12 protein-coding genes and 3 rRNA genes are annotated in these 20995 nt (G+C 66.0%); 11 read left to right on the top strand and 4 right to left on the bottom strand.

The window, feature by feature from the left end; all coding sequences use genetic code 11:
- The first annotated feature begins 78 nt into the window (after nt 1-78).
- Nucleotides 79-894: a methyltransferase domain-containing protein gene (locus FB390_RS30535; protein WP_141812653.1), complete on the top strand. Its 816-nt coding sequence runs from the start codon at nt 79-81 to the stop codon at nt 892-894.
- A 108-nt stretch (nt 895-1002) separates the two neighbouring features.
- On the top strand, nt 1003-2391 hold the full coding sequence (locus tag FB390_RS30540) for a DUF2235 domain-containing protein (RefSeq protein WP_246124480.1): 1389 nt from the start codon (nt 1003-1005) through the stop codon (nt 2389-2391).
- On the opposite strand, the gene treY is transcribed toward FB390_RS30540, so the two are convergent.
- Together treY and glgX are read right to left on the bottom strand one after the other, a co-directional pair.
- Entirely contained in the window at nt 2344-4794 is a 2451-nt protein-coding gene (gene treY, locus FB390_RS30545) for a malto-oligosyltrehalose synthase (RefSeq protein ID WP_246124481.1), read from the bottom strand. The genes FB390_RS30540 and treY overlap by 48 nt on opposite strands.
- Entirely contained in the window at nt 4791-6911 is a 2121-nt protein-coding gene (glgX, locus tag FB390_RS30550) for a glycogen debranching protein GlgX (protein ID WP_425465931.1), read from the bottom strand. Before glgX ends, treY begins: the two co-directional genes overlap by 4 nt.
- Before the next feature lie 329 nt (nt 6912-7240).
- Here glgX and FB390_RS30560 point away from each other — a divergent pair, with 329 nt between their 5' ends.
- On the top strand, nt 7241-7489 hold the full coding sequence (locus tag FB390_RS30560) for a winged helix DNA-binding protein (protein WP_221639438.1): 249 nt from the start codon (nt 7241-7243) through the stop codon (nt 7487-7489).
- A gap of 203 nt (nt 7490-7692) precedes the next feature.
- Here FB390_RS30560 and FB390_RS30565 read toward each other — a convergent pair whose 3' ends face one another.
- Nucleotides 7693-8637, bottom strand: coding sequence for a bifunctional helix-turn-helix transcriptional regulator/GNAT family N-acetyltransferase (locus FB390_RS30565; protein WP_141812655.1), 945 nt, complete (start codon nt 8635-8637; stop codon nt 7693-7695).
- A 140-nt stretch (nt 8638-8777) separates the two neighbouring features.
- Here FB390_RS30565 and FB390_RS30570 point away from each other — a divergent pair, with 140 nt between their 5' ends.
- The 7 genes from FB390_RS30570 (at nt 8778) to FB390_RS30600 (ending at nt 18308) form a co-directional block, all read left to right on the top strand.
- Nucleotides 8778-10070, top strand: a complete 1293-nt coding sequence (locus FB390_RS30570; protein WP_141812656.1) for an adenosylmethionine--8-amino-7-oxononanoate transaminase — start codon at nt 8778-8780, stop codon at nt 10068-10070.
- A gap of 26 nt (nt 10071-10096) precedes the next feature.
- Nucleotides 10097-11251: an 8-amino-7-oxononanoate synthase gene (locus tag FB390_RS30575; RefSeq protein WP_141812657.1), complete on the top strand. Its 1155-nt coding sequence runs from the start codon at nt 10097-10099 to the stop codon at nt 11249-11251.
- Entirely contained in the window at nt 11248-11922 is a 675-nt protein-coding gene (gene bioD / locus FB390_RS30580) for a dethiobiotin synthase (RefSeq protein WP_141812658.1), read from the top strand. The genes FB390_RS30575 and bioD overlap by 4 nt, the downstream gene beginning before the upstream one ends.
- 497 nt (nt 11923-12419) lie before the next feature.
- Nucleotides 12420-13938 (top strand): 16S ribosomal RNA (locus tag FB390_RS30585).
- A 323-nt stretch (nt 13939-14261) separates the two neighbouring features.
- Nucleotides 14262-17394, top strand: a 23S ribosomal RNA gene (locus tag FB390_RS30590).
- A 162-nt stretch (nt 17395-17556) separates the two neighbouring features.
- Nucleotides 17557-17673, top strand: a 5S ribosomal RNA gene (gene rrf / locus FB390_RS30595).
- Together the 16S, 23S and 5S rRNA genes form the textbook arrangement of a ribosomal RNA operon.
- A 164-nt stretch (nt 17674-17837) precedes the next feature.
- Nucleotides 17838-18308, top strand: a complete 471-nt coding sequence (locus FB390_RS30600) for an SRPBCC domain-containing protein (RefSeq protein ID WP_141812659.1) — start codon at nt 17838-17840, stop codon at nt 18306-18308.
- A 21-nt stretch (nt 18309-18329) separates the two neighbouring features.
- Here the strand turns inward: FB390_RS30600 and FB390_RS30605 are convergent, their stop codons facing one another.
- Nucleotides 18330-19061: a DUF2071 domain-containing protein gene (locus tag FB390_RS30605; protein ID WP_141812660.1), complete on the bottom strand. Its 732-nt coding sequence runs from the start codon at nt 19059-19061 to the stop codon at nt 18330-18332.
- A 269-nt stretch (nt 19062-19330) separates the two neighbouring features.
- Between FB390_RS30605 and FB390_RS30610 the strand changes: the two genes are divergently transcribed.
- A complete protein-coding gene (locus tag FB390_RS30610; protein WP_141812661.1) occupies nt 19331-20497 on the top strand; it encodes an alpha/beta fold hydrolase in 1167 nt (388 codons plus the stop codon).
- Nucleotides 20498-20995 lie beyond the last annotated feature (498 nt).

The following is a 20995-nucleotide window of genomic DNA, read 5'->3' on the forward strand; positions in this document are numbered from 1 at the left end:
TGGCGCGATCGCCGCGCGGCTCGGCGAAGGTTCCGGATCCGGCCGGGCAGGTGCGTCGAGGCGGGTAGCGTCGGACGGATGACAGAGGGACCGGTGGAAGCTCCGTCTTTTCACTCCGATCGGATCGATGCCGACCGGATCGATGAGCTGGTCGAGCTTCTCGACTTGCAGGCAGACCTGCCCGGCATCCGCCGGATGCGGCAGTGGGCGCACGAGGCGCTCGCGGTGCGCGCGGGGGAGCGGGCCCTCGATATCGGGGCGGGCACCGGATCGGAGGCGCTGGTCTTCGCCGAGCGGGTGGGTGACGCGGGCGCGGCGATCGGCTTGGACCCGAACCCCGCGATGCTGGCCGTCGCGCGGCGGCGGGCGGCGGCCGCCGGGCTGTGCGCGCGGTTCGTGCACGGCTCGGTCTATCACCTGCCGTTCCCGGACGCGTCCTTCGACGCGGTCCGCTGCGAGCGCGTCTACCAGCATCTCGACGATCCCGCCGCGGCCACCGCCGAAATCGCCAGGGTGCTGCGCCCCGGCGGCCGGGTTCTGCTGATCGACAGCGACTGGTACACCGCCATCACGCATCCTGGCGATCCGGCCGTCGTCGAGGCGCTCGGTACCGCGATGCTGGCGGACGTCCCCAACCCCGCGTCCGGCCGTAGGCTGCGCGGACTGCTGGCGGGCCAGGGTTTCGTCATCGACGATCAGGGATCCGAGGCGGTGATCTGGGACCCGGTGACCGCGCGACCGCTGTACCAGCAGATGAACGAGCAAGCGTCGAGATACGGCACGGTCACCGCCGAGGAGTTCGAGCGGTTCCTCGCCGACCTGGACGCGGGCATCGAGCGCGGCGACTTCCACCTGTCGGTGACGATGTTCGCGGTGCTCGCCCACAAGCCGTGATCGCGTCGCGTCTTCGGATACGGCGACCAGCTACTACTGTCGGCGCCATGCCGTCGGTCTTCGGGAACGCGGCTCTCGCCGTCCGAAGCGGGCGGCGACGGCGGCGCCATGTTCGACGACCCGGCCCGGCTCTGCGTAGCGCCCACCCGAATATCCCGGGCCCGACCGGGACTTCTTCGTCGAAACGCATTGAAAGACAGCGTTTTCATTAACGGGGCCGGGCGCGGGGGCGATGATTCGAGTAGTCCAGTACGCGGGTTTCCGACGCGAATTCGAGGGGAGAATTTCGCCATGAAACGCCTGGTGGTGTGTTGCGACGGCACGTGGAAAGCCGAGAACAGCAGCACGGTATCCAACATCGTCAAAATCGCGCAGACCGTCCGCATGGAGGCCCCTGGCCCCGACGGGCAGCCCGTCCGCCAGCACGTGATCTACGTATCCGGGCCCGGCGCAAGGGGTTTCACCGCCGACCGGCTGTTCGGCGGCGCCTTCGGCCTGGGCCTGGAGGCGAACCTGTCCGCCGCCTACTGGCAGGTGGCCGTCAACTGGGAGCCCGGCGACGAGCTGTACATCTTCGGCTTCAGCCGCGGCGCGTACACCGCGCGCAGCCTGGTCGGCCTGATCGACTGCATCGGCATCATGAAACCCGATTCGATGATCGCCGGACAGTACCCGAAGGCGTTCAGAATGTACCGGCGCCGCGGCCGCAACAAGCTGATGCGGTGGCGCAAACCGCCCACCGACCAGCAGGTGCGTGACTTCCGTCGCGAGCACAGCCATCGCAGGCGGGTCATCGACTTCATCGGCGTGTTCGACACCGTCGGCGCGCTCGGCGTCCCCGGCCTGACCTCGTGGCGGCACCGCTTCCACGACGTCAAGCTCTCGCCGCGGGTGCTGTGCGCGCGGCAAGCCCTCGCCATCGACGAACGGCGGCGCAACTTCGAGCCCTGCCTCTGGGAGGTGCCGGTCGAACTCGGCATCAAGTACCGCCGGATCAAGGACCGCAAGGCCGACCGCGTCAAGCAGGTCTGGTTCGAGGGCGTGCACAGCGACATCGGCGGCGGCTACGCCCAGTGCGGGCTGTCCGATATCACCCTGCGCTGGATGGTCGCCGAGGCGGAGGCCGAGGGTCTCGCGTTCGACACCGAACTGCTCGAGGAGCTGTCGGCCAAGTGCGCGGGGCAGGAGAACCATATGGAGCGGCACAAGTCGTGCGGGCCCGGCTACACCCTGCTCAACGTGGTCCGCACCCTCCGAAGCCCGCTGCGGGCACGGTTCTATTGGAACTCCCTGCGCCGCCTGCGGGTGGAGACGGACAACGGCGTGCTGGTCGCCTCGACCGTGCACGACAAGGCCGAATACCGGCCGTACAACCTGCGGCGCTGGCAGCAGGATCTGGGCGGCGAGTTCCCGGCCGAGCTGATCGAGAAGATCAGCCCGCTCGATGCCTCAACGCACCAGCAGGGCGACGGGGAGCCGAGCGAACAGCTTCTCTAGGCGCGCCCTGCCCTGGAAGGTATGCCCGGTGAGGCGGTCGGTCCAGTTGCCCTGCGGCAGGTCGAGCGCGGTATCGCCCCACCCGGTGTCGGTGAGGCCGACGCTGTGCCTGGTGGCCGCGACGATCACCTCGGGCGCGTCGCCGACCCTGGCGCGCGCGTAGGACACCAGCCGGGAGGCTTGCTCCCCGGTGGCGAACAGCGGCAGATAGGCGCCGCCGACGAAGCAGTCGGGGCGTTCCCTGCGCAGCCACAGCGCGTAGGCGACGATCCACATCTTCGCCGCGCCGGAGGTGTCCAAAGCCGGTGTCCCGGTGAGCGATTGCAGCATGCCGGTACGCGCGGGGAAGTCGACGGGACGGCGGTTGTCCGGGTCGACCAGCGAGTCCTCCCACAGCTCGCAGCCCTGGTACAGATCCGGGATACCGGGACCGCACAGCTGAAGCAGTTTCTGCGACAACGCGTCCGACCAGGCGTGCGGCGCCAGATCGTGCACCAGATCGCTGAGCTCGGCGCCGACCGGTCCGTCGATCACCGCGTCCATCCACGCGTGCACGGCCGCCTCGAACTCGCCGTCCGGCTCCTCCCACGAGGTCCGGGTGCCTGCCTCGCGCATCGCCTTCTCGGCGAACAGATGCAGCCGTTCGCGCAGGCCCGGCACCGAGGAGGCGGGGCGGCCGTCGGCGGGCCAGACGCCGAACATGTTCTGCAACAAGAACAGTGCGGTCGCACCGTCCGGCGCGGGCGTCTTGTCCATCCAGGTCTCGACCGACCGAGCCCAGGTCCGCGCGACCTGGGAGAGCACCCCGATCCGGGCGCGCACGTCCTCGCCACGCTTGGTGTCGTGGGTGGACAGCGTGGTCATCGTGGCGGGCCAGCGCTGCGCGCGTTCGACATTGGCGAGATGGAATTCGTTGAGCGAGTGGCCGAATCGGGCCGGATTGCCGCCGACCTCTTGCAGCGAGACCAGCCGAGCCGCCTGGTAGAACATGGTGTCCTCGACGGCCTTGGCGGTGATCGCGCCGCACACCTGGTGGAAGCGGGCGGCCGCCTCCCCGTCGGCGGCGAGCGCCGACACCAGCACGTTGAGCGGCGCGGTGAGCTCGCTGTTGCGCTTCTCCACCTCGGCGATCACCGCGCCGGTCATTCCGGCCAGCGGCGCGTAGTCGGCGCGGTAGACCGGCATGAAGGCGAGCACCTCGATGGTGGCGTTGGTCAGCGCCATGGTGTCGAAGCTGTCCGCGCGCGCGTCCCGTTTGATCGCGCCGATCAGCCGCCGAATCTCCGGCGCCAGAATGCTTTCGGCGACGGCGCGCTTGATCCGGTGCTCGGTCTCGCCGATCCAGGCGCGGTCGCTGCCGTGTCCGGCGAAGCGGCGCGACAGCTCGGTCAGCGTCTGCTCGCCGTCGGGATCGATGAGCACGCCGCCGAGCCCGGCCAGCGCGTCGTAGCCGGTGGTGCCGTCGATGGGCAGCGTCGCGTCCAGCGGCTCGCGGTTGGCCAGGATCTTCTCCACCAGCAGCAGTCGCTGCGGGCCGATCAGCTGGCGCAGGCGGGTCAAATACGCCGCGGGATAGGTCAATCCGTCCGGGTGATCGACCCGCACGCCGTCGATCAGGTCGTGCTCGCACCAGGCCGCGAGTTCGCGGTGGGTGAGGTCGAAGACCTCCGGGTCCTCCTGCCGCACCGCCGCCAGACTGCTCACCGCGAAGAACCGCCGATAGGTGCAGAGTCCGGCTTTCCAGCTCACCAAGCGGTAGTGCTGCTTGTCGTGGATGCGCAGCGCGTTGTCGCCGTCGGTGCCCGGCGCGATTGGGAAACGCAGATCGTGCAGGGCCAGCATCGGTTCCGGTCCGGAGCGGTCCACGGTCAGCGCCGCGGGATCGTTCTCGCTCTGCAGCACCGGCAGCGCCAGCCGACCGCCCGCGCCGTTGCTCGGGCTCCAGTCGATGTCGAAGAACCGGGCGAACGGCGAGTCCTTGCCGTTGCGCAGCACGTCCCACCACCACGGGTTCTGTCGCGGATCGGCGACGCCGACGTGGTTGGGCACCAGGTCGACGATGAGCCCCATGCCCCTGGTGCGCACCTCGTCGGAGAGCGCCTTGAGCCCGAGCGGGCCGCCGAGCGCCGCCGAGACGGTGCTCGGGTCGGTGACGTCGTAGCCGTGCGTCGACCCGTGCGTCGCGGTCAGGATCGGCGACAGATACAGGTGCGAGATGCCGAGCTGCTGAAGGTATTCCGCGATCGCCCTGGCGTCGGCGAAGGTGAGCGCGTCGGGGCGCAGTTGCAGCCGGTAGGTGCTGCGCACGGTGGTCTGCCGCGCGAGTGCGCGCCCGCGGGCGATGGGGTCGGTGTGATGTGTCTCGATCGGTGCGTGGGATGCGGTCATGTGCGTGTCGGTCATGCGGGGCAGCGGAGGACGAGCAGACAACGGTCGGGGACGGAGATCGTGGCGGCGGCCGGATAGGTGGCCTCGGCTCGGCCGTCGGCCGACGAGCAGTCCAGCGCCACCGTCCACGGTCCTCCGTAATCGGTGCCGGGCAGGGCGAAATCGATGGCCGAATCGTGGGCGTTGAAGCACAGCAGGAACGAATCGTCGGTGATGCGTTCACCGCGCGGTCCCGGCTCGGGAATGCCCTGGCCGTTCAGATAGACCATGAGCGCCTTGGCGAATCCGCTGTCCCAGTCCGCGGCGGTCATCTCCGCGCCGGCGGGCGTGAGCCAGGCGATGTCGCCGGCCCGGTCTTTAGCGCGAATCGGTTGTCCGGCTAGGAATCTGCGGCGGCGGAAGACCGGGTGCTCGGTGCGCAGCGCGATGACCGAGCGGGTGAACGCGAGCAGATCGGCGTTGGTCTCGGCCAGCGACCAGTCCATCCAGGCCAGCGGCGAATCCTGGCAGTACACATTGTTGTTGCCCAGCTGGCTGCGGCCCATCTCGTCGCCGTGGGCCAGCATCGGGGTGCCCTGGCTCAGCACCAGCGTGGCCAGCATGTTGCGGGTCTGTTTGGCGCGCAGGGCATTGATCTCCGGATCGTCGGTCGGGCCCTCGACGCCGCAGTTCCAGGATCGGTTGTAGCTCTCCCCGTCGCGGTTGCCCTCGCCGTTGGCCTCGTTGTGTTTCTCGTTGTAGGACACCAGGTCCCGCAGCGTGAAACCGTCGTGCGCGGTGACGAAGTTGATGCTCGCGCTGGGTCTGCGGCCGGTGGCCTCGTACAGATCCGAGGAGCCCGCGAGCCGAGAGGCGAACTCGCCCAAGGTGGCCGGTTCCCCGCGCCAGTAGTCGCGGACGGTGTCGCGGTACTTGCCGTTCCACTCCGTCCACAGTCCGGGGAAGTTGCCCACCTGGTAACCGCCCTCGCCGACGTCCCACGGCTCGGCGATCAGCTTCACCTGGCTGACCACCGGATCCTGTTGCACCAGATCGAAGAACGTGGACAGCCGGTCCACGTCGTGCAGCTCGCGGGCCAGGGTGGCGGCCAGATCGAAGCGGAAACCGTCGACGTGCATGTCCAGGATCCAGTACCGCAGCGAGTCCATGATCAGCTGCAAGGTGTGCGGATGCCGGACGTTGAGACTGTTGCCGGTGCCGGTGTAATCCATGTAGCGCCCCGGATCACCGTCCAGCAGACGGTAATAGGCGGCGTTGTCGATACCGCGGAAGCCCAGCGTCGGCCCGAGGTGGTTGCCCTCGGCGGTGTGGTTGTAGACCACATCGAGGATCACCTCGATGCCCTCGGCGTGCAGCGCGCGCACCATCGCCTTGAACTCGGTCACCGCCGCGCCGCCGCGCGGACTCGCCGCGTACTCGTTGTGCGGTGCCAGATAGCCGAAACTGTTGTAGCCCCAGTAGTTTCGCAAGCCCTGGTCGAGCAGCACTCGATCGTGCAGGAATTGGTGCACCGGCATCAGTTCGATCGCGGTGATGCCGAGGCTCTTCAAATGTTCGACGATCGCCGGGTGCGCGATGCCCGCGTAGGTGCCGCGCAGTTCCTCCGGCACCTCGGGGTGCGTCATCGTCATGCCCTTGACGTGCGCCTCGTAGATGACCGTCTCGTGGTAGGGCCGGTTCGGCGCGCGGTCGGACCCCCAGTCGAAGAACGGGTTGATGACGACGCCGGTCATGGTGTGGCCCAGCGAATCAAGACCGGGGGTATAGAGGGAGGGATCGTTGTCGAACTCGCCGTCGAAGGCCTTGCCGTACGGGTCGAGCAGCAGTTTGCTCGGATCGCAGCGCAGGCCGCGATCCGGGTCGTAGGGGCCGTGTACGCGGAAGCCGTAGCGCTGGCCGGGACCGATCGTCGGCAAGTAGGCGTGCCAGACGTAGCCATCCACCTCGTCGAGCGCGATTCTCGTCTCGCCGCCGTCCTTGGCGATCAGGCACAGCTCGACGGATTCGGCGACCTCGGAGAAGACCGAGAAGTTGGTGCCCGCGCCGTCGTAGGTCGCCCCGAGGGGGTAGGCGGTGCCTGGCCAGACACCTAGTGGTGTCATCTCACCGGGCGCTGCGTCGGGCTGAGCCATGGCAACGACAGTAGCGTGAGGCATGTGCCGGGTCGGCGCACGGCCGTGCTCCTCGCGGGGAAGCGACCCGCCGCGCGCCTGCCTTGTTCCGCAGGCAACCAGCGCGTTCGTACCCGAGCCGCCGGGCGACCCCCGCCAGCCCGCCGAGCAGTGCGCGTTGCGTCCAGGCCGGGATGCCCGCGAGGTAGCCGTCCTGGTAGTCCCAGAGCAGCGCAAGCGCCAGCGGGTCGCGGGGCACCCGTCCCGCGGTGGTCTTGCCCGCCGCGTCGAGAGCGCGCCAGAGCCGGAACACCTCCCAGTGCCGCAGCGGCGGGCGGCATAAGCAGTCGATGGGGGAGCTGGTGGCGCACCTCGAGCGCCGCGGTTATGTCGAGCGGACGGTCGATCCCGCCGACCGTCGCGCCCGAATCGTCGTCACCACGGCGGCGGGCCGCCGCGCGCTCGCTCTCGCCGCCGATCGAATCGCGGGGATCGAGCGGATGCTCGCGGACGAACTCGGAGACGACGCACTGCGTGCGCTGCGGACGTCGTTGGCCAGGGTGCCGGGATTGATCGACAGCGATGCGAGGGAGGCGTAAGACGTCGTCGGCCGAGCGATCGGGTCCGTGGTACCGGCGGAGATCGGCGGTGGAACGTCGAGCCGCGGTCGACGGTGTCGGCCGAGTCGGGCGAGCTAGCCTCGGAGCCGGTGGCGTCGATGTCACATCCACGGCCCATCTGGTCGACCCGGGCCGGTGCCTGCTCCGGCGTGGCGCGGACCCGAATACCGACTCCGCAGGGCTCAGGCTTCCGCCGGACCGAGTCGCCGCCGCCAGGTCTGGCCGACCAAGTCCTTGCCGAAACTGTGGTGCGGCGCCGATTCGACGAGCTCGAATCCCGCGCGTTCGTAGATGCGGCGCGCTGCGGTGAGAACGTCGTTGGTCCACAACACCATCTCGCGGTAGCCGACCTCCGTCGCGAAGCGCAGGCATTCCGCCACCAGCGCGGCGCCGACGCCGAGCCCGCGGGCGCTCGGTTCCACGAGCAACAGGCGGAGGCGGGCGGTGGTCTCGCTGTCGGTGACGCAGAAGACGCAGCCCACCGGCACCCCGCCGCACTCGGCGATCCACGCGCGCTCGCGTCGATCGTCGTGCCCGGCAAGGAAATTCGCGACGATCTCGGCGACCAGCGCCTCGTATCGGACGTCCCAGCCGTACTCCGCGGCGTATACGGCGGCATTGCGCTGGATCACCCACCCATAGTCGCCCGGCAGCGGCGCGCGCAGCGTGAACTGCCGCGCGGCGGGTTCGGCCGGGCGGTCGAGCAGGCGCTGGATGGTGCGCATCGCGTCGACGAGCCGGGCCCGGTCGCCGGGCGGATGCGCCGCGAGCAGCTTGCCGACGTCGGCCCCGGAGCGTTGGTTCAGCACCGCGAAAGCGGCCCGTCCCTTGTCGGTGAGCCGCACCTCCTGGCGGCGGCCGTCGCTGCTGGAACGTCCGCTCTCGATCAGGCCGCGGTTCTTGAATCGGGTCAGGATGCGGCTGAGGTAGCCGGGGTCCAGGTCCAGCGCGCGGCGCAGCCGGACCGCTTCGGTGGAACCGGTGGTAGCCAGTTCGAACAGGATTCGCGCCTCGGTCAGGGAGTACTCCGTCTCTACGAGTCCCTCGGCGAGCACGCCGATGACCCGCGTGTAGTGGCGGTTGAACTCGCGCACGGCGGCGATGTCGGTGGGGAGGACGGCGGTCACGACGGCTCCAATCTTTGACTGCGTCAAACAATATCCGGAATCGAGGGCGGCCGGGCCGAATTCTCGGAGCCGGGTCGGATCGATAGAGCTCGACTGATAACTTGAACACCGTTCAAGCCCGTCGACCGGGAGGGATTCCTGTGGCACTGACCCCCGACGAGATCATCGCCGTCGACGCCGAACACGTCTGGCACCCCTACGGCGGATTCCCGGCTTCAACACCGCCGCTCGTGGTGGCGGAGGCGTCCGGCGCGCGGCTCACCCTGGCCGACGGCCGCGAACTGGTCGACGGCATGAGCTCGTGGTGGGCGGCCGTGCACGGCTACCGGCACCCGGTGCTCGACGCCGCGTTGCTCGCGCAGTCGCGGCGGATGAGCCACGTCATGTTCGGCGGGCTCACCCACGAACCGGCCGCGCGCCTGTCCCAGCTGCTCGTCGAGCACACGCCCGCCGGCCTGGAGAAGGTCTTCCTCTGTGACTCCGGCTCGGTCTCGGTCGAGGTCGCCGCCAAGATGTGCCTGCAGTACTGGCGCAGTGTCGGGAAACCTCAGAAGCGGCGGCTGCTCACCTGGCGCGGCGGCTACCACGGCGACACCTTCACGCCGATGAGCGTGTGCGACCCCGAGGGCGGCATGCACTCGCTGTGGACCGACGTGCTCGTCGAACAGGTCTTCGTCGCGGCGCCGCCGCGCGACCACCGCGCCGACTACGTGGCCGAACTGGAACGCGCGATCACCGCCCACGCCGACGAACTCGCGGCCGTCATCGTGGAACCGGTCGTGCAGGGTGCGGGCGGAATGCGCTGGCACGACCCGCGCTACCTCGCCGACCTGCGCCGCCTCTGCGACGCCAACGACGTGCTGCTGGTCTTCGACGAGATCGCCACCGGTTTCGGCCGCACCGGCGAGCTGTTCGCGGCCGACCACGCGGGCGTCGCCCCCGACGTCATGTGCGTCGGCAAGGCGCTGACCGGCGGCTATCTGACCCTCGCCGCGACGCTGTGCACCGCGCGCATCGCCGAGACCATCAGCGCGGCGCACGGCGGGCTGATGCACGGACCCACTTTCATGGGCAACCCGCTGGCTTGCGCGGTCGCCGTCGCGTCGATCGAGCTGCTGCTCTCGCGTGACTGGCGCGGCGAGGTGGCGCGGATCGAATCCGAGCTCGTCGCGGGCTTGGCCCCGGCGCGGGAGCTCCCCGGCGTCGCCGACGTCCGGGTGCTCGGCGCGATCGGCGTCGTCGAACTCGAGCGGCCGGTCGACATGCGCGCCGCCACCGCGGCCGCGGTCGACGCCGGCGTCTGGCTGCGGCCGTTCCGGAACCTGATCTACACCATGCCGCCGTTCATCAGCGGCACCGAGGAAGTCGCCACGATCACCTCGGGAATGTGCGCGGCGGCCGCGGCCCACATTCCGGCCGCTCTCCCGTCCTGAACGGTGTTCAAGTATGCTGCGGAGCTGTGACTACCGATCCGTTGAGCTGGTTGGACGAACGGGCCGCAGAGCGCGTGACCGCCGGATTGCGCCGGGAACTCCGGCCGCGTGATCCGCATTCGCCGTCGATCGACTTGGCCTCCAATGACTATCTCGGTCTCACCAAGCACCCCGAGGTGATCGAGGGTGCGATCGAGGCCGTGCGGCGCTGGGGCGCCGGTTCCACCGGCTCGCGACTTGTCACCGGGACCACCGCCGACCACGAGCGCCTGGAAGCCGAACTGGCCGAGTTCGTCGGCGCCGAGGCCGGTCTCGTGTTCGCCTCCGGCTACGCCGCGAACCTCGGCGCGGTCACCGCGCTCGCCGGGCGCGGCGCCTTGATCGTCTCCGATGCGGGCAGTCACGCGTCGCTGGTCGACGCCTGCCGCCTCTCCCGAGCGAGGGTGGAGATCGCACCGCACTGCCATGTCGACGCCGTGCACCGGTTGCTCGCCGCGCGCACCGAGGAGCGCGCGCTCGTGCTCACCGATTCCGTCTTCAGCGCCGATGGCGACCTGGCCCCGCTGGCCGAGCTGCACCGCGTGACCCGCGCGAACGGCGCGGTCCTCGTCGTCGACGAGGCGCACGGGCTCGGGGTGCGCGGTAGTGGAGGCCGCGGGCTCGTCCACGAACTCGGCTTGGCGGGCGAGCCGGATGTCGTCGTGACGGCGACGCTGTCCAAGGCCTTCGCCGCCCAGGGCGGCGCGGTGCTCGCCAGCGAACGGGTCCGCGCGCACCTCATCGACGCGGCGCGCACCTTCATCTTCGACACCGGTCTCGCGCCCGCCGCCGTCGGCGCCGCCCGCGCCGCGCTGGGATTGCTGCGCCGCGAGCCCGAGATGGCGACCCGTGTGCTGGACCGCGCCGCCGACATCGCGCGAATCGCGGGTGTGCCCACACCGGACTCTGCGGTCGTCTCGGTGGTGCTCGGCGAGGCGCAGGTCGCCTACGACGCGGCGCAGGAATGTCGCGCTCGGGGACTGGATGTCGGCTGCTTCCGCCCGCCGTCGGTACCCGAGGGCACCTCGCGACTGCGGCTCACCGCCCGCGCGAACCTCACCGACGCGGAGCTCGGCACCATCGCCGACGTGCTCGGCTCGGTGCTGGCCGAGGCGCGCGGACTGGACGTGGTGCCCGCATGACTCTGCTGCTCATCACCGGGACCTCCACCGACGTGGGCAAGACCGTCGTCACCGCCGCGCTGGCCGCTTCCGCGCGCGCGGCGGGCTTGTCGGTCGCGGTGTGCAAACCCGCGCAGACCGGTATCGCGCCCGGCGAACCCGGCGATCTCGCCGAAGTCGAGCGGCTGGCCGGTCCGGTCAAGACGCTTGAACTCGCCCGCTATCCGGAGCCGCTCGCGCCGGACACCGCGGCCCTCCGCTGCGGCCAACCGCTGCTGACACTGAAGGAGACCGCCGCCGCGGTGCGCGCGCTGGACGGCGCGGACCTCACCTTGGTGGAAGGCGCGGGTGGGCTGTTGGTGCGGGTCGGCGAATTCACCCTCGTGGATCTCGCGCGCGAACTCGACGCGCCCGTGGTCGTCGTGGCCGCCGCGGGACTCGGCACCCTCAATCACAGCGAGCTGACCGTCCGCGCGCTGGAGTCGGCGGGGGTCCGCTGCGCCGGCTTGGTGATCGGGGCCTGGCCCGCCGAGCCGGATCTCGCCGCCGAATGCAATAGGACCGATCTCCCGCGCGTGACGGGTGTCGATGTGGTCGGCGTCGTCCCGGCGGGTGCGGGCGGTTGGGATCAGGATCGGTTCGTCGCGGCGGCGCCGGGATGGTTCGTCCCGGGGTGGTCCGCGCACCGCTAGGCGTGCGTCTTGCCGCGTCCATTCCGCGTTAAGTGTCGGTTTACCGCTTCTACCAGCGGATTTGACATCGTGCTCATCGCTACGTAACTTTATCCAAGTCAGAGCGACACGGACACCGACCCGGAGCCGAGACGCCAAGCCGAAAGGCTGAGCGTGGACCGGGAAACGAGGTAGGACGAGGAGCGCCTGACGATCACACTAGCTCGATTGGGACCCCGATTTGGTTTCGGGTTACTGGCCGCGCTAAGCTGTAAAAGTTGCCTCACCGATTGATCGGGGGAATCCCCGGGAGATGGTGTGTGCGTGTGTTCTTTGAGAACTCAATAGTGTGTCGATGAATGTCAGTGCCAAATTTTGAAATTTGGTTCCGGCTCTTCCACTCCCCGTGTGGAGGGCTGGACATTGAAGTCAGCTAATTTCCGGCTGGCGATTGTTTTGCTAGGTTTTCGGACTCTAGTTAGATATTTCTGATTCACCTTCGGGTGTTTCGAGAGTCTTCAACGGAGAGTTTGATCCTGGCTCAGGACGAACGCTGGCGGCGTGCTTAACACATGCAAGTCGAGCGGTAAGGCCCTTCGGGGTACACGAGCGGCGAACGGGTGAGTAACACGTGGGTGATCTGCCTCGCACTTCGGGATAAGCCTGGGAAACTGGGTCTAATACCGGATATGACCAGGGACTGCATGGTTTTTGGTGGAAAGATTTATCGGTGCGAGATGGGCCCGCGGCCTATCAGCTTGTTGGTGGGGTAATGGCCTACCAAGGCGACGACGGGTAGCCGGCCTGAGAGGGCGACCGGCCACACTGGGACTGAGACACGGCCCAGACTCCTACGGGAGGCAGCAGTGGGGAATATTGCACAATGGGCGAAAGCCTGATGCAGCGACGCCGCGTGAGGGATGACGGCCTTCGGGTTGTAAACCTCTTTCGACAGGGACGAAGCGCAAGTGACGGTACCTGTAGAAGAAGCACCGGCCAACTACGTGCCAGCAGCCGCGGTAATACGTAGGGTGCGAGCGTTGTCCGGAATTACTGGGCGTAAAGAGCTTGTAGGCGGTTTGTCGCGTCGTCTGTGAAAACTCACAGCTCAACTGTGAGCTTGCAGGCGATACGGGCAGACTTGAGTACTGCAGGGGAGACTGGAATTCCTGGTGTAGCGGTGAAATGCGCAGATATCAGGAGGAACACCGGTGGCGAAGGCGGGTCTCTGGGCAGTAACTGACGCTGAGAAGCGAAAGCGTGGGTAGCGAACAGGATTAGATACCCTGGTAGTCCACGCCGTAAACGGTGGGCGCTAGGTGTGGGTTTCCTTCCACGGGATCCGTGCCGTAGCTAACGCATTAAGCGCCCCGCCTGGGGAGTACGGCCGCAAGGCTAAAACTCAAAGGAATTGACGGGGGCCCGCACAAGCGGCGGAGCATGTGGATTAATTCGATGCAACGCGAAGAACCTTACCTGGGTTTGACATACACCGGAAACCTGCAGAGATGTAGGCCCCCTTGTGGTCGGTGTACAGGTGGTGCATGGCTGTCGTCAGCTCGTGTCGTGAGATGTTGGGTTAAGTCCCGCAACGAGCGCAACCCTTGTCCTGTGTTGCCAGCACGTAATGGTGGGGACTCGCAGGAGACTGCCGGGGTCAACTCGGAGGAAGGTGGGGACGACGTCAAGTCATCATGCCCCTTATGTCCAGGGCTTCACACATGCTACAATGGCCGGTACAGAGGGCTGCGATACCGTGAGGTGGAGCGAATCCCTTAAAGCCGGTCTCAGTTCGGATCGGGGTCTGCAACTCGACCCCGTGAAGTTGGAGTCGCTAGTAATCGCAGATCAGCAACGCTGCGGTGAATACGTTCCCGGGCCTTGTACACACCGCCCGTCACGTCATGAAAGTCGGTAACACCCGAAGCCGGTGGCCTAACCCCTTGTGGGAGGGAGCCGTCGAAGGTGGGATCGGCGATTGGGACGAAGTCGTAACAAGGTAGCCGTACCGGAAGGTGCGGCTGGATCACCTCCTTTCTAAGGAGCATTCTCCAGGCATGCCCACACAGGTGGGAGGTTGTTCTGGCAGAGGCTGTTTGAGCTCTCGTATGAAGAGCCGCAGTTGCTCATGGGTGGAACGCTGACATGTGCTGGCAACAGCTCGCGGTCACGATGGCTGCGGGTGCCAGATGTAGTCGACACACTGTTGGGTCCTGAAAGAACAGACGTTCTTTCCAGGCAAAAGATACGATCCGCTCGGATCTCCTGTGATACCGGCTCCTTTGGGGGTGCTGGTCCGGGGTGTGGGTTCGAGTGGGTGTGTTGTTTGAGAACTGCACAGTGGACGCGAGCATCTTTGTTTGTAAGTGTTTAAGAGCGTTCGGTGGATGCCTTGGCACCAGGAGCCGATGAAGGACGTAGGAGGCTGCGATAAGCCTCGGGGAGCTGTCAACCGAGCTGAGATCCGAGGATTTCCGAATGGGGAAACCCAGCACGAGTGATGTCGTGTTACCCGCATCTGAATATATAGGGTGTGTGGAGGGAACGTGGGGAAGTGAAACATCTCAGTACCCACAGGAAGAGAAAACAATAGTGATTCCGTGAGTAGTGGCGAGCGAAAGCGGATGAGGCTAAACCATGGGCGTGTGATAGCCGGCAGGCGTTGCGTTCGTGGGGTTGTGGGATTGCTCTTCTCAGTTCTGCCGAGCTGGGCGTGAGTCAGAAACCGTTGTGTTAGCTGAAGTGGTCTGGGACGGCCTGTCGTAGAGGGTGAGAATCCCGTAGGCGAAAACTCAACGGCTCATGTGAGCAACACCCGAGTAGCAGCGGGCCCGTGAAATCTGCTGTGAATCTGCCGGGACCACCCGGTAAGCCTGAATACTCCCTGGTGACCGATAGCGGACTAGTACCGTGAGGGAAAGGTGAAAAGTACCCCGGGAGGGGAGTGAAATAGTACCTGAAACCGTGCGCTTACAATCCGTCAGGGCCTGCGAGTGACTTGTCACTGTGGGTGATGGCGTGCCTTTTGAAGAATGAGCCTGCGAGTTAGTGGCATGTGGCGAGGTTAACCCGTGTGGGGTAGCCGTAGCGAAAGCGAGTCCGAATAGGGCGTTTCCAGTCGCATGTTCTAGACCCGAAGCGGAGTGATCTACCCATGGCCAGGGTGAAGCGACGGTAAGACGTCGTGGAGGCCCGAACCCACTTAGGTTGAAAACTGAGGGGATGAGCTGTGGGTAGGGGTGAAAGGCCAATCAAACTCCGTGATAGCTGGTTCTCCCCGAAATGCATTTAGGTGCAGCGTCACGTGTTTCACGCCGGAGGTAGAGCTACTGGATGGCCTAGGGGGCCCACAAGCTTACCGAAGTCAGCCAAACTCCGAATGCCGGTGTGTGAGAGCGTGGCAGTGAGACTGCGGGGGATAAGCTTCGTAGTCGAGAGGGAAACAGCCCAGATCGCCGGCTAAGGCCCCTAAGCGTGTACTAAGTGGAAAAGGATGTGGGGTCGCGAAGACAACCAGGAGGTTGGCTTAGAAGCAGCCACCCTTGAAAGAGTGCGTAATAGCTCACTGGTCAAGTGATCCTGCGCCGACAATGTAGCGGGGCTCAAGTACACCGCCGAAGCCGCGGCATTCGAGCATTACACCGATGTGTGTCTACGGGCATGCATCCAGTGGCTCGGATGGGTAGGGGAGCGTCGTGTGTCCAGGGAAGCGGCGGAGTGATCCAGCCGTGGAGGGCACGCGAGTGAGAATGCAGGCATGAGTAGCGAAAGACGAGTGAGAAACTCGTCCGCCGAATGACCAAGGGTTCCTGGGCCAGGTTAATCCGCCCAGGGTGAGTCGGGACCTAAGGCGAGGCCGACAGGCGTAGTCGATGGACAACGGGTTGATATTCCCGTACCCGTGTATCCGCGCCCAATGGCGAGGCAGTTGTGCTAACCATCCAAATCCGGATCGATTCCCTTCGGGGAACGTGATGGGGCTGCATGGGACCCTGGCTGTAGTAGTCAAGCGATGGGGTGACGCAGGAAGGTAGCTGGGCCAGTCAGTGGTTGTACTGGTGTAAGCCTGTAGGGCGTTGTGTAGGCAAATCCGCACAGCATGTGCCTGAGAGGTGATGCGTAGCCGATTGAGGCGAATTCAGTGATCCTATGCTGCCGAGAAAAGCCTCTAGTGAGTTGGTACACGGCCCGTACCCCAAACCGACACAGGTGGTCAGGTAGAGAATACTAAGGCGATCGAGAGAACTGTGGTTAAGGAACTCGGCAAAATGCCCCCGTAACTTCGGGAGAAGGGGGACCTCGTCTGGTGAACACCCTTGCGGTGGGAGCTGGGTGGGGTCGCAGAGACCAGAGAGAAGCGACTGTTTACTAAAAACACAGGTCCGTGCGAAGTCGTAAGACGATGTATACGGACTGACGCCTGCCCGGTGCCGGAAGGTTAAGAGGACCGGTTAGCCACTTTGGTGGCGAAGCTGAGAATTTAAGCCCCGGTAAACGGCGGTGGTAACTATAACCATCCTAAGGTAGCGAAATTCCTTGTCGGGTAAGTTCCGACCTGCACGAATGGCGTAACGACTTCTCTGCTGTCTCAACCACAGACTCGGCGAAATTGCATTACGAGTAAAGATGCTCGTTACGCGCGGCAGGACGAAAAGACCCCGGGACCTTCACTATAGCTTGGTATTGGTGTTCGGTACGGTTTGTGTAGGATAGGTGGGAGACTGTGATATCGGCACGCCAGTGTCGGTGGAGTCGTCGTTGAAATACCACTCTGATCGTATTGGACCTCTAACCTCGGACCATGATCTGGTTCAGGGACAGTGCCTGGTGGGTAGTTTAACTGGGGCGGTTGCCTCCTAAAATGTAACGGAGGCGCCCAAAGGTTCCCTCAGCCTGGTTGGCAATCAGGTGTCGAGTGCAAGTGCACAAGGGAGCTTGACTGTGAGACAGACATGTCGAGCAGGGACGAAAGTCGGGACTAGTGATCCGGCACCGGCAAGTGGAAGCGGTGTCGCTCAACGGATAAAAGGTACCCCGGGGATAACAGGCTGATCTTCCCCAAGAGTCCATATCGACGGGATGGTTTGGCACCTCGATGTCGGCTCGTCGCATCCTGGGGCTGGAGTAGGTCCCAAGGGTTGGGCTGTTCGCCCATTAAAGCGGCACGCGAGCTGGGTTTAGAACGTCGTGAGACAGTTCGGTCTCTATCCGCCGCGCGCGTCAGAAACTTGAGGAAGGCTGTCCCTAGTACGAGAGGACCGGGACGGACGAACCTCTGGTGTGCCAGTTGTCCTGCCAAGGGCACCGCTGGTTAGCTACGTTCGGAAGGGATAACCGCTGAAAGCATCTAAGCGGGAAGCCTGTTCCAAGATGAGGTTTCTCACCCCCTCGAGGGGGTAAGGCCCCCCACAGACCATGGGGTTGATAGGCCAGAACTGGAAGCCGGGTAACCGGTGGAGGTGACTGGTACTAATCGGCCGAGGACTTACCAACGAAGAAGCTACGCGTCCACTGTGCGGTATCTGAAACAACACACAGACACCGAGTGATCGAATGAAACCCCTTTGGGTTTTCATTCGGCGGGGAGTTCGAGGGCACCACCCTCGAAAGGATTCTCCCGGCACACGATATGGTGTGTGGATAGTTTCATAGAGTTACGGCGGCTATAGCGGTGGGGAAACGCCCGGTCCCATTCCGAACCCGGAAGCTAAGGCCACCTGCGCCGATGGTACTGCACTCGACAGGGTGTGGGAGAGTAGGACACCGCCGGAACATCATTGCGAAAGGCCCCCAGCACCAGCTGGGGGCCTTTTTGCGTTCGGCGAGATGCCGTCGACCGCGAAGGCCCCCGACCGTAGCTGGAGGCGTTCGGCATTTCCGGGGCTCGCCGTATCGAGGCTCCTCGCGCGCCGAAGTCTCGGACTACCGTGGTGCACATGTCCAGCACCAGGATCGGCAAGCACATTCGCGCACCGCGGTCGACCGTCTACGGCCTGCTGCTGGACGCCGAAGCGGTGGCGCGGTGGCGGGTGCCCACTGGAATGACCAGTCACGTCCATGAATTCGAGCCGCGCGAGGGCGGGCGGTTCCGCATCACCCTCACCTACGACGACCCGGCCGACACCGGCAAGACCACCGCCCAGTCGGACACCTATCAGGGGCGTTTCGTCACCTTGATCCCCGACGAACAGGTCGTGGAGATTCTCGAATTCGAAAGCGACGACCCGGCCGCCCGCGGCGAGATGACCGTTGCCGTAACCCTTTCCGATGCGGGCGACGGTGGCACGGATCTGGTCGCCATCCACGAGGGCGTGCCCGCCGCGGTGAAACCGGAGGACAACGAACTGGGCTGGCGACTCGCACTGGCCAAACTCGCCACGCTCGCGGAAACCGGCTCGCTCGACTGAGGAAGTGGTCAGGCCGGGCAGTCAGGCCATCGTCGGAATCCGCATCGGCGCGGTGACGTTCCAGACAGCCGGGACATCGCGCATGAGCAGCGTGCAGTCGAGAGTCGCACTGCCGCGCGGGAAACGGGTCTGGTCCTCGAAGAAGGTCGAACGGACAGCGTGTGTGCGCGCCGGGCTCACCTGCCATGCGTGCGTGTCTAGTTCGAGGCCGTCGAGGCGCGTGTCATCACGGCTGGCGGAGAAACCGGTGCGGCCCCGCTGGAAGAAATCCGAAGCCGCGGCCAGATCGGGGAACATCGCGCTGCCCTCGAACTCGTCGACCGTGCGTACGTCGACACTGACCTTGGTCGAACTGTCCCTGCTCGTGTAGGCGACGTGCAGGTCGTGCCCGCTCTCCTCGACGTCGAATCGGGCGAAGCTGTGGACGCCGGGAAACAGGCGCCCGCCGAGCAGCACGTTCAGTGGTGAGCCGCTGTCTCTGCGCGGAATGTAGACGCCGCTCTCGACCCCATCCGGACCGTCCCACTCGACAGCTATTCGATGCGCCGCGTTCTCGCTGCGCACACCGACCACGCTGGGCAGACCGACCGGACGTACTCGGCCGAGCCGGATGAGACAGATTCCCGCCACCGCCCAGTCGCCGACCAGATGTGGTCGCAGTGGCGCCGGTAGCAGAGCCGCCGCAACGTCGGGTTCGACGCGGTAATTGACCAGCAGACGTCTCTCGATGACGCTCGAGATCTGAGGCATCATGCGACGGGTCCTCTCTCTCGGAGCCGGCTCCGCCGCTGTTGCGGGCGATACCGATCCCTCCGGTTTCGACGGTACACGGAGCAGTGCAGATCGCTCTTGTGCGTTCGCGCACAGCCTTTCGAGGAGTTCAGGTCTGCAGACGATGGCGAGCCGGGGTGCGTTGTCGAAGGTGGCAGCTGGGCAAGCACTTGCCGAAGCATTGCGGGGTCGGCTTCGAGCTCGATGCGGACCACGTGGCAACCCTTCGCATCCGTCGATACCGTGAAGAGATGTCGCCGTTGGACGATCGGCACCCGTCCACCGTCACCGACTGGGATGATGCGCGACGTAAGGCTCGGCTCCGGGAGACCCGCCTCGGGCACCGGTGGACGACGTTGCGCCGCACCAGGTTGACACTGCTGCGGGTCGCCGCACTGCTGATACTCGTACTCACCGTGTTCACTCAGTACTGGGTGCACGATGTCGCCCCCGAGCGCGCCAGACTCGCCTTGACCGAGCCCGCGCTGCTCCCGGTCGCGACTCCCGCGCGGGAGGAGAACTGGGACACCGCGGTCGTCGATCTGGTCGGACTGGGCGGTCTGAACGCCTCCGACACGGCGGCGTCGCTACCCGCCCTGCGGCGGATGGGCGTGGTTTGGGCCATCAAATACGACAATCAGGGCATCGACAGCAAGGTGATCGCCGATCTCGTCGTCCGCGCCGCGCAGATGTCGGGCGTGCGGAACATCGTGCTCGTCGGGCACAGCATGGGCGGGGTCATCGCGCTGGAGGTCGGGCAGCACATCCATCTGGACAGCGATCGGCGGCTTGCCGGCGTGCTGTTGGACTGCACCCCAGTCGATCTGAACGCGGTGCGCCCGGAGAGTCGCGGACGCGGCGAGGACATGCTGCGCTGGATGGGCTGGTTGCCTGGGGCGCGCGAGAGCCGGGCCCTGCGGCTCGCCGTGGAGACCTACGCGCGCCGGGAGCGGTTCGTCGATCGCACCGCCGACCCGGTGCCGACGATTCGATTCGGCGAACTGGGAGACGTGCTGGCCGAGGTCGCGACCGAGAAGGTCTTGTCGCGCAACGCCGCGAGCAACGGGCTCATCGAATCGCAGTTCCTCGCCATCGTCGGCGGCGGCGCGATCGACAATCTCCGCGCGCTGTCCCGTCCGGTCGACGGCAAACCACGCCCGGCCATCGTCTTCATCCGGCCACGCGACGCCGAGCGCGACCGAGTCGTCGATGTCGAGTACTCGCACCAGGTCCTCATCGAGCGCGCGGGCGGAGTGGACGGCAGCCTACTGGTGGTGATGCCACGCAACACCGGCCACGCCAACCCGCGGCAGGCACCGCACGAGTACAACAAGGTCATCGACCAGCAGGTCATGCCGTTCCTGCAGCGGTATCTGGATCAGGTACGCGGGGTGCGCAGCGCCGCCGCGCCCGGCTGACACAGTGCCCGGCTGACACAGCGCTGGGGTGTCTGCGTGACCACAGCGTTGCGGTGCCTGCCGACACAGCGCTCCGGCGCCCTTCTGGCGGAGCGTCGCCCGGTTGAGCGCAGTGCTGGGCACCGGACTGATACAGAGCCGCGGTGCCCGGCCAGCACCGCGTCGCCCGGTTGAGCGCAGCGCCGGGGCGCGCGACTGGCACAGCGCAGTGGTGCCGGGCTGATCCCGCGCTGCGGTGCCGACTGATAAAGCACATCGGCGCCCCGCTGGCACAGCGCTACGGGGCCCGACTGATACAGCACATCGGTGTCCGGCTGTCAGCGCTGTGGCTCCCGGTTGATACAGCGCTGTGGCTCCCGGTTGATACAGCGCTGTGGTACCCGACTGGCGCAGCGCAGTGGTGCCTGGCTGACCACAGCGTTGCGGGGCCTGGCTGGTACTGCACGTCGGTGCTCGGTTGGCACACCGCCCGGCTCAACGCAGTGCCGAGGCACAGCG

The organism is Nocardia bhagyanarayanae (genome assembly GCF_006716565.1).
GTDB classification, from domain to species: domain Bacteria; phylum Actinomycetota; class Actinomycetes; order Mycobacteriales; family Mycobacteriaceae; genus Nocardia; species Nocardia bhagyanarayanae.